7 protein-coding genes are annotated in these 8238 nt (G+C 42.4%); 5 read left to right on the forward strand and 2 right to left on the reverse strand.

All coding sequences use genetic code 11. The annotated features are described in order from the left end of the window. Positions 1-135: 135 nt before the first annotated feature. Both IQ246_RS27355 and IQ246_RS27360 read right to left on the reverse strand, forming a co-directional pair. Complete coding sequence (locus IQ246_RS27355) at positions 136-261, reverse strand: photosystem II protein Y (RefSeq protein WP_162398589.1); 126 nt, start codon at positions 259-261, stop codon at positions 136-138. Positions 262-461: 200 nt separating this feature from the next. After that, positions 462-989, reverse strand: coding sequence for a gamma carbonic anhydrase family protein (locus tag IQ246_RS27360; RefSeq protein WP_194006435.1), 528 nt, complete (start codon positions 987-989; stop codon positions 462-464). 239 nt (positions 990-1228) lie between these two features. Between IQ246_RS27360 and IQ246_RS27365 the strand changes: the two genes are divergently transcribed. The 5 genes from IQ246_RS27365 to IQ246_RS27385 all read left to right on the forward strand — a co-directional run bounded on the left by IQ246_RS27365 (position 1229) and on the right by IQ246_RS27385 (position 8175). Beyond that, positions 1229-1741, forward strand: a complete 513-nt coding sequence (locus IQ246_RS27365; RefSeq protein ID WP_194006436.1) for a TIGR02652 family protein — start codon at positions 1229-1231, stop codon at positions 1739-1741. A gap of 118 nt (positions 1742-1859) precedes the next feature. Continuing rightward, positions 1860-2297, forward strand: a complete 438-nt coding sequence (locus IQ246_RS27370) for a VOC family protein (protein ID WP_194006437.1) — start codon at positions 1860-1862, stop codon at positions 2295-2297. Between the two features lie 147 nt (positions 2298-2444). Further along, the gene (locus tag IQ246_RS27375) at positions 2445-5282 is read left to right on the forward strand and encodes a pitrilysin family protein (protein ID WP_194006438.1); all 2838 of its coding nucleotides are present in this window, start codon (positions 2445-2447) and stop codon (positions 5280-5282) included. Positions 5283-5492: 210 nt separating this feature from the next. Then, positions 5493-6320 carry a type I methionyl aminopeptidase gene (gene map / locus IQ246_RS27380; RefSeq protein ID WP_194006439.1) on the forward strand — a complete coding sequence of 276 codons (828 nt, stop codon included), beginning with the start codon at positions 5493-5495 and terminating at the stop codon, positions 6318-6320. Positions 6321-6933: 613 nt separating this feature from the next. Beyond that, positions 6934-8175 (forward strand): VCBS repeat-containing protein, encoded by a 1242-nt coding sequence (locus IQ246_RS27385; RefSeq protein WP_194006440.1) that lies wholly within the window; start codon positions 6934-6936, stop codon positions 8173-8175. Positions 8176-8238 lie beyond the last annotated feature (63 nt).

An 8238-nucleotide genomic window follows, 5' to 3' on the forward strand; every position in this document is an offset into this window, starting at 1 on the left:
GTGGGGAGTGGGGAGTGGGGGAAGTCTTTTCCCTATCCTCTGGACTCTTGACTCTTGACTCTTATCCGATGAATAAAACCGACTGTCTCGGTGAAGAAAAACAGCCGGTTGAAGATTAATAATATTGAATAGAGTTTAGGCTTCCCTATCCAAAAAGCCTTGAATTTGTCTTAAAGCCGCAGCACCAATATTAAATACTGCCCAACCAGCAGCAATGGCGATTGGTGCTAAAACGATCGCTATACGGAAATCAATATCCATGTTTAGAGCCTCTCTTCTAGGTAGAAATTTAACTTTTGTCAACTCTTCTCATTTTTATTTTTAGCTGAAGTGGGCAATTTTTCCAAATCCATGTGTAAAGAATGTTTAAATTATTGGGCATTGGGGATTGGGCATTGGGAATTGGGAATTGGGCATTGGGCATTGGGCATGTATTGAATTTGTTCCCCAGTCCCCAATCCCTAAGACTTGCTAAAACCGAGATCAGTCCCATGACCGGCATGAACCAAAGCTAACTTTTGGTAACGTTCAGCGTGTTTGATTAATTCTGCGGCTTCAACTTCTGTGACTTGACGCTGAACTTTTCCAGGAATGCCGACAACAAGGGACATAGGCGGTACATTCTTAGTAACCACTGCACCAGCACCAATAATGCTACCAGTACCCACTCGTACCCCGTCTAAAATTACCGCGCCAATGCCAATCAAAGTTCCACGTTCAATGTATGCGGAATGTACTACAGCGCGATGCCCTACGGTAACGTGATCTTCTAAGATTGTCGGAAAGCCAGGGTCGCCATGTAAAATGGCTCCGTCCTGTATATTTGTGCATTCGCCAATGTCAATGCGTTCTACATCTCCCCTAACCACTGCTCCATACCAAATGCTCGCACCGGCTGCTATTTTTACCGAGCCGACTATGACAGCATTAGCTGCAACGAAGGCAGCTTGAGAAAAATCGACAGATGTCCAGTAAGAAGCGGTAGACACGATAGAATATGAATATGGTACCCAGGAACACTGGAGAAACTCCAACCATTAAGGCTGGTTGCACAACCAGAATATCACAGCGTCAAGTCTCTACGATGAGGAAGACACTAGTGAAATATGTTCTTGCCGCAACTCCGTGTCCGTGCAGCAGTGAGCAAATAACCCAAAATGACGGAGCCGAAGTGTAAAATCCAACCCAATGGTGCTGGTGAAGACAAAATTATGTTTGTACGCACTTCATGATGAATCCAGGCTTGCAGTACCCAATGTTTGGCCCTGAAATACAGTGTCCCCATTGTCGCCAAACTATTCCGGCGCTGACATTAACAGATACCTATTTATGTCCGCGTCATGGCGCGTTTGAAGCTAATCCTAAAAATGGAGAATTGATCCATCTACAGTCAGGGCGTCATTGGCGAAGGTGGAATAATGAATGGTATAGGCAACATACCCATCCTGATGGTATTCGGTTTGAAATTCACGAAGCATTAGACAAGCTGTATACCCAAGGCTATCGAGCAACACGAGTGATTATTGCTCGACGCTATCAGGAATTAATGAGTGGCTATTTAGAACGCAGCACACCTTGGCGTTCTGGACAACCGGAAATTACGTCTGCACGACTATACGGCTTACCTGTAGAGTTTAGCCCCGATTCGGCAGAAGATCCCTGTTGGGAAGTGATTAATTTTGACTTGGAAAAAGAGCCTGGAGTCCCCGTGCGCTATCCTTATTTCAGATTATTTGAGTAATTGTCATTGGTCATTGGTCATTGGTAATTTGACAAATGAATGACTAATGACTGAGAACAAAGCGCAAAGTCTGATCGGATGAAACCTCCGCTCAGAACTTTGTAAGAGAGGACAAATTATGCACCACGCTTCTATTCGGACGGCGAATATTCATCGGGCGATCGCCTTCTATGAACAATTAGGGTTTATAGTTTCAGAACGCTTCACTACAGGCTACACCCTAGCTTGCTGGATGGAAGGATTAGGAGGCAGGATTGAATTAATTCAAATTCCGCAACCAAAACCCGCTCCAGATGCATTCGCTGACGAACATTATGTAGGCTATTATCATCTCTCATTCGATTTAACTGAGATTACACCAGATTTACCCAGTTGGTTGACAAATTTACAAAAACGTGCATTGTTAGCAGCAGAGAGCCAACCAGAACTACCACCACTAAAAATACTTTTAGAACCGACACAGCAGCAGATAGGCGATCGCATTTACGAAGTTGCTTTCATTGCCGATACTGATGGCTTACCTTTGGAATTCATCCGAATCTTAGCAAAAATCTAATAATTGAGCTTTTTTTGATTAATTTTGCTGATAAAACAGTCAGTCTCTGTAATGTTGCCGAAGTGAAAGACTTTTACAAAAAATTAGACTTTATTCATCCTCCTCAAGAAATATGTAAAATCATTTACAGATATATTTACCAAATACATGTCTGTATTTTCCATCTGGTATCAATATCGTTTTGCCCTATTACTGCTAAGCCTTTGGTTAATAGCAGTGTTTTTACTTATCAGTAAACCTGGGGAGAGCCAACATGCAACCACATCTAATCAGGAAAATAACCACTCAAGTTTAGTAGCAAAAAAAACTATGCCTATAACAGTGACAGAGAACGTCCGCAAGATAGTGCTGGAGAATGGTCTGACTGTCCTGACAAAAGAAGTGCATACTGCGCCAGTGGTGACAGTGCAGGTGTGGTACAAAGTCGGCTCGCGTAATGAAGAACCGGGAGTAAATGGCATTGCTCACCAGTTGGAACACATGATGTTTAAAGGCACGAAAAATCGCCCAATTCAATTTGGACGTTTGTTTAGTGCTCTTGGTAGCGACTCAAATGCTTTCACCAGCTATGACCAAACTGCATATTATGGCACTGTGGAACGGGACAAACTCAAAGCGCTCTTGGTGCTAGAAGCAGATAGAATGCAAAATTCTCTAATTGATGCAGAGCAACTAGCGAGTGAAAAGCGAGTAGTAATTTCTGAGTTACAGGGTTACGAAAATAGCCCGGAATACCGCCTCAATAGAGCTGTGATGCAAGCGGCATTTCCCAATCATGCTTATGGGTTACCTGTGGGTGGCACCAAAGCTGATGTAGATAAGTTTCAGGTAGAGCAGCTACAAAAGTATTACCACAATTTCTATAGTCCCGACAATGCTGTATTAGTGGTTGTTGGAGATTTTAAAACTGCAAATACCCTCGAAATAATTAAAGAAGTATTTGGAAAATTACCAAAGAGTCAAGGATCAAGAGTAGAGACGCGATTAATCGCCTCTGTCAAGAGTCAAAACTACTCATCACTCAGCACTCCCATAGTGTTACGAGAACCAGGAGCAGGCCAGTTATTGCAAGTGGTGTATCCACTACCTGATGTGAATCAACCGGATGTACCAGCGTTAGATGTGATGGATTACATTTTGACAGAGGGGCGGAATTCTCGTCTTTATCAAGTATTGGTAGAATCAGGTTTAGCTAATGATGTAACAGCAGGTGTTACCAGTTTGCGCGAATCTGGCTGGTACGAGTTGTTGGTTACGGCTGCACCTAGTCAAAAATTGAGAAAAATTGATTCAGCGTTGAGTCGGGCGATCGCCAATGTGGTAGAAAAAGGGGTGAAACCAGAGGAAGTAGAGCGAGCTAAGACTCAATTGGCAGCAGACGTAATTTTAAGTAACCGTGATATCACTAGTCAAGCGATGCAACTCGGTACTGATGAGACAACTGCTGATGATTATCGCTACACAGATCGCTATTTAGCAGCCATCAGTCAGGTAACAGAGGCAGATGTTGTGGCTGTAGTCAAAAAATACCTCAAAAAAGAAGCACGTACAGTTGGGTTTTTTGAACCAACCCAGAAGCAACCCGAAGGGATTGGTGACAAACCACACCTAACACAAACTACAGAAAATTTCTCTTTTGGCACACCTGAGCTTTCGTCTGAAGTTTTGAAGTACTTACCACCTGTAGACTGGGCAACAGATACGATCGTACGAATCTTACCCCAGCAATTCACATTTGCCAATGGTCTGCGGGTATTGTTGTTACCGGACAAGAGTACTCCTACCGTAACTTTGAGCGGCTATATCGAAGCAGGGACGGAATTTGACCTAGTGGATAAAGCTGGACTGGCTTCTGTTGTAGCAGACAACTTGATGAATGGGACTAAAACCAAAGATGTCCTAGCTATTGCCAAAGCCTTAGAAGAACGAGGGGCAACTTTGGACTTTGAAGCTCACCGCGAAGGCGTGCATATCGAGGGTGATAGTCTAGCAAAAGACTTACCCATACTCCTGGAAACATTGGCAGATGTAGTGAGAAATAGTACATTTCCAATAAAAGAGTTGGAACTAAATCACCAACAAACTTTAACTACTCTTCAACTGGAATTAGATGACCCATTAGAAGTAGCTAAAAGAACGTTTGTTCAATCTATTTATCCGAAGAAACATCCATTACACACCTTTCCCACGCAGGAGAGTTTGGAGCATATCAGCCGTGAAGATGTGATTAATTTCAAGGCAAAACATTATCGTCCAGACACGATAGTGATCGCGCTGGTTGGAGATTTTGATCCCGACCAAGTGCGATCGCTTCTTCAAGCTGAGTTTGGTGACTGGCAAGTTATTGGGCAACCACCAAAGCTAAAATATCCCACAGTGTCCCCACCAGAAAAAATAGTGCGTGTCAACCCCGTTTTACCGGGTAAAGCCCAAGCTATCACTTATATGGGTTACACAGGTATTAACCGTCAAGATTCCCGGTTTCATGCAGCCTTAGTGTTGAATCAGATTTTGGGCGGCGATACCCTATCAAGTAGGCTAGGGGCAGAAGTGCGCGATCGCCAAGGACTAAGCTATGGAATCTATAGCTACTTCCAAGTAGGTCAGAAGGTCGGGACATTTTTGATTGAGATGCAAACTAGCCCAGAAGATACAGGTAAAGCGATCGCTAGTACCCACCAATTGCTACAGCAAATCCATCAACAAGGCGTCACCGCACCAGAAGTTGAGACAGCAAAACACACTCTAATCAGCAACTACAACGTTTCTCTGGCAAACCCAGAGGAATTAACAGATACAATTCTGATGAATGAAGTATATGGACTGGATGCAGTAGAATTGCGCTCTTTTACTCAAAAAATTCAGCAAGTCACCCTTACTCAAGTAAATCAAGCGGCTCGTGAGTTACTTCACCCAGACCAAATCGTGGTCGTCACAGCTGGGCCAGCTGTGTTGGCAGAACAAAGAATTAATATTACGAATTAGTATAATTTCCCACTGCCACCAATACTTTTGATCAAACCAGCGACAGAAATGCTCCGGTTATTCACGGCAATTAACAAGCATTGCACAGAAGCTATGAGGCAGAGTGTGTAACCAAAAATAAGTTAACTTAAATATAGATATTATTTCTCAACTAATCTAGAAAAAACATCCACACTTAAGTCGCAAGACGCCAGTAATTATTAATCCCCCATGAACATTCTCAGTAACTTACTTTCTCAAGCAACTCAGTCTACTCCTGCAAAAAAACAACGCCGAGGAATTGAAATTAAATCGCCGCGTGAAATTGAAATTATGCGGCAATCAGCGAAAATTGTAGCAACCGTGCTCAAAGAAATTTCGGAGCTAGTCAAGCCAGGAATGACTACAGCTGACTTGGATGCTTATGCAGAAAAGCGTATCCGTGAAATGGATGCAACACCAAGCTTTAAAGGATATCACGGCTTTTCAGGTTCTATCTGCTCCAGTATTAATAATGAAGTTGTACATGGTATTCCTAGTCCGAAGAAAGTTATTCGGACAGGGGATGTATTAAAAGTAGATACAGGCGCTTATTACCAAGGCTTTCATGGGGACTCTTGTATTACAATTGCTGTCGGTGAAGTTACCCCTGAAGCGGCAAAACTGATTCGTGTAGCAGAAGAAGCTCTTTATAAAGGTATTGAACAAGTCAAAGCTGGTGTATACCTGCTTGACTTAGCTGGGGCAATTGAAGACCATGTAAAAGCCAATGGTTTTAGTGTAGTGGAAGAATTTACCGGACATGGTGTTGGTCGTAACCTGCACGAAGAACCTTCAGTATTCAACTTCCGTACGCGCGAGATGCCTAATGTTAAACTCCGTGCAGGGATGACGCTGGCAATTGAGCCAATTTTGAATGCTGGTTCTAGACATACACGGACATTATCTGACCGATGGACAGCAGTAACTGTAGATAATGCTCTATCGGCCCAGTTTGAGCATACAGTTTTAGTGACAGATACTGGTTATGAGATTTTGACTGATCGCACTAAGGTGTAATTGCTAAGCTAAAACACATTTAAATTGCACAATTATTCATGAGATCTGTCGTGCTTGCTTTGTCATTAGTCGAAAGTATTTATAAAGGACGCATGACAAATGATTAATGACTGTCTTAGCCAGTGAATGTGCAACTTGGACGTACATTAACTTAGTTGTAAATATTTATTGTTAAGAGGTAAAGCGTTTACAAAAAATGATTTGCCTCTTTATTTTTTTAATGGGCATTGGGCATTGGGCATTGGGGTATTCAAATGAAAAATTATGGAATTTGCTCTAACCCCAAACATATTTGGGAATGTTTTCCCAGTCCCGAGCGATGCACTGAGCTTGTCGTACCCCTACGGAGAAGCAAGCTACGCGTAGCGATATTTTATCTATAAATTTTGACACACATAAAGTACAATCAAATATTTTCTAATTGTTTATATATCACTTGAAAGTTCATAATAAATCATTTATGTAAAACAAGTATTTGTCTTTAAAGACTGACATTTATTAAAAAAAAATAGTTATAAAGAAATATTGAAACTCCGGCAAATGTAATTTAATAACAGAAAGATATTTCAAAAAAAAGTTAAAAAAAGATGACTACTACTCATAAAAGCACACCATGTTTGAAAGCAAAACTTCCTCAAATTTATCTTTGAATACATCTGGATGGGCAACAGACTCTTTCGCCAAATCACAAATCTTGACATCTTCTATTGAGAATTTAAATTCTGATTATGCTTTTGGGAGTAAGAGTTCTTCACAAACATTCCAAAGTAAGTCTTTGATCCAGCCTATAGTAGCCGCTGCAAATCCAAATCCTAATCCTTACTTAACTAATGCGGCGATTCTTCCTGATTTCAACGGTGATGGGAAAACAGACAAACTTTGGGTTAATTCTCAAACCGGTGAGATTATGGTTCGGCTAATGGATGGTACGCAAGTTCTCCAACAAGGCTCTTTGGGACAGTTTGACATATCTTCCTGGACTTACAAAACTGCCGATTTTAACAGCGATGGTAAGACCGACTTCTTACTCCGTAATAAAACAACGGGTGAGAATAATCTTGCACTAATGGATGGAATCAACGTTGCGAGTGCAGTTGCTCTGGACAGAGTTGATCCAGCTTGGACTCCTAACATTGGCGATTTCAATGGCGATCGCAAAACCGATATCTTCTGGCATAATGGCACAAGCGGCGAAAATGCTATTTGGCAGATGGATGGCGCAACAGTTCTCAACGCAACTGTTCTAGAGAGTACAAATACAGCGTTGACTCCTACCGTGGTAGATTTTGACGGCAATGGCAAGAGCGACATTTTCTGGCGTAATGAAACAACGGGTGAAAACAACGTTTGGTTTATGGATGGCGCACAAGTAAATAATTTTGCTCTGCAATCACAAGATGTAGGCTGGACTTTTACCCGTGGTGATTTCAACGGCGATTTGAGCACTGATCTTCTGTGGCGCAATGAGACAACTGGTGAGAACAAGATTTGGCAGATAAATGGCATCATAGTGACTGAGGGTGCTGTGGGAACACTTGACTCAAACTGGAAATCTAACATTGGCGATTTTAACGGTGACGGCAAGACTGACGTTTTATGGCACAATCAGGCAACTGGTGAGAACACCGCTTGGTTGATGGATGGTACAACAGTTAGTAGTCAAGCTTTTCTACCAAGTAATGGTGCAGCGTTGATACCATCGCTTGGCGATTTCAACGGTGATGGCAAAACTGACGTTTACTGGCGCGATCAGACAAGTGGTGCAGACACTATCTGGACTATGGATGGGACGAGAGCGACTGAGACTGCTGTCAGCGATGCAGATAAGGTTGGTCCAGAGTGGTACACTGCTTAAAACATTGCTGTATTAAAAACTCTACGCCACTTGCGGCATGGGGCATGGGGCATGGGGCATGGG

It is taken from the genome of aff. Roholtiella sp. LEGE 12411 (assembly GCF_015206995.1).
GTDB lineage: Bacteria > Cyanobacteriota > Cyanobacteriia > Cyanobacteriales > Nostocaceae > Komarekiella.

Coding starts and splice junctions, on each gene's coding strand:
- IQ246_RS27375 (WP_194006438.1), top strand. CDS start 2,445: ATGTCTGTATTTTCCATCTGGTATCAATATCGTTTTGCCCTATTACTG.
- IQ246_RS27365 (WP_194006436.1), top strand. CDS start 1,229: ATGATGAATCCAGGCTTGCAGTACCCAATGTTTGGCCCTGAAATACAG.
- IQ246_RS27355 (WP_162398589.1), bottom strand. CDS start 261: ATGGATATTGATTTCCGTATAGCGATCGTTTTAGCACCAATCGCCATT.
- map (WP_194006439.1), top strand. CDS start 5,493: ATGAACATTCTCAGTAACTTACTTTCTCAAGCAACTCAGTCTACTCCT.
- IQ246_RS27370 (WP_194006437.1), top strand. CDS start 1,860: ATGCACCACGCTTCTATTCGGACGGCGAATATTCATCGGGCGATCGCC.
- IQ246_RS27385 (WP_194006440.1), top strand. CDS start 6,934: ATGTTTGAAAGCAAAACTTCCTCAAATTTATCTTTGAATACATCTGGA.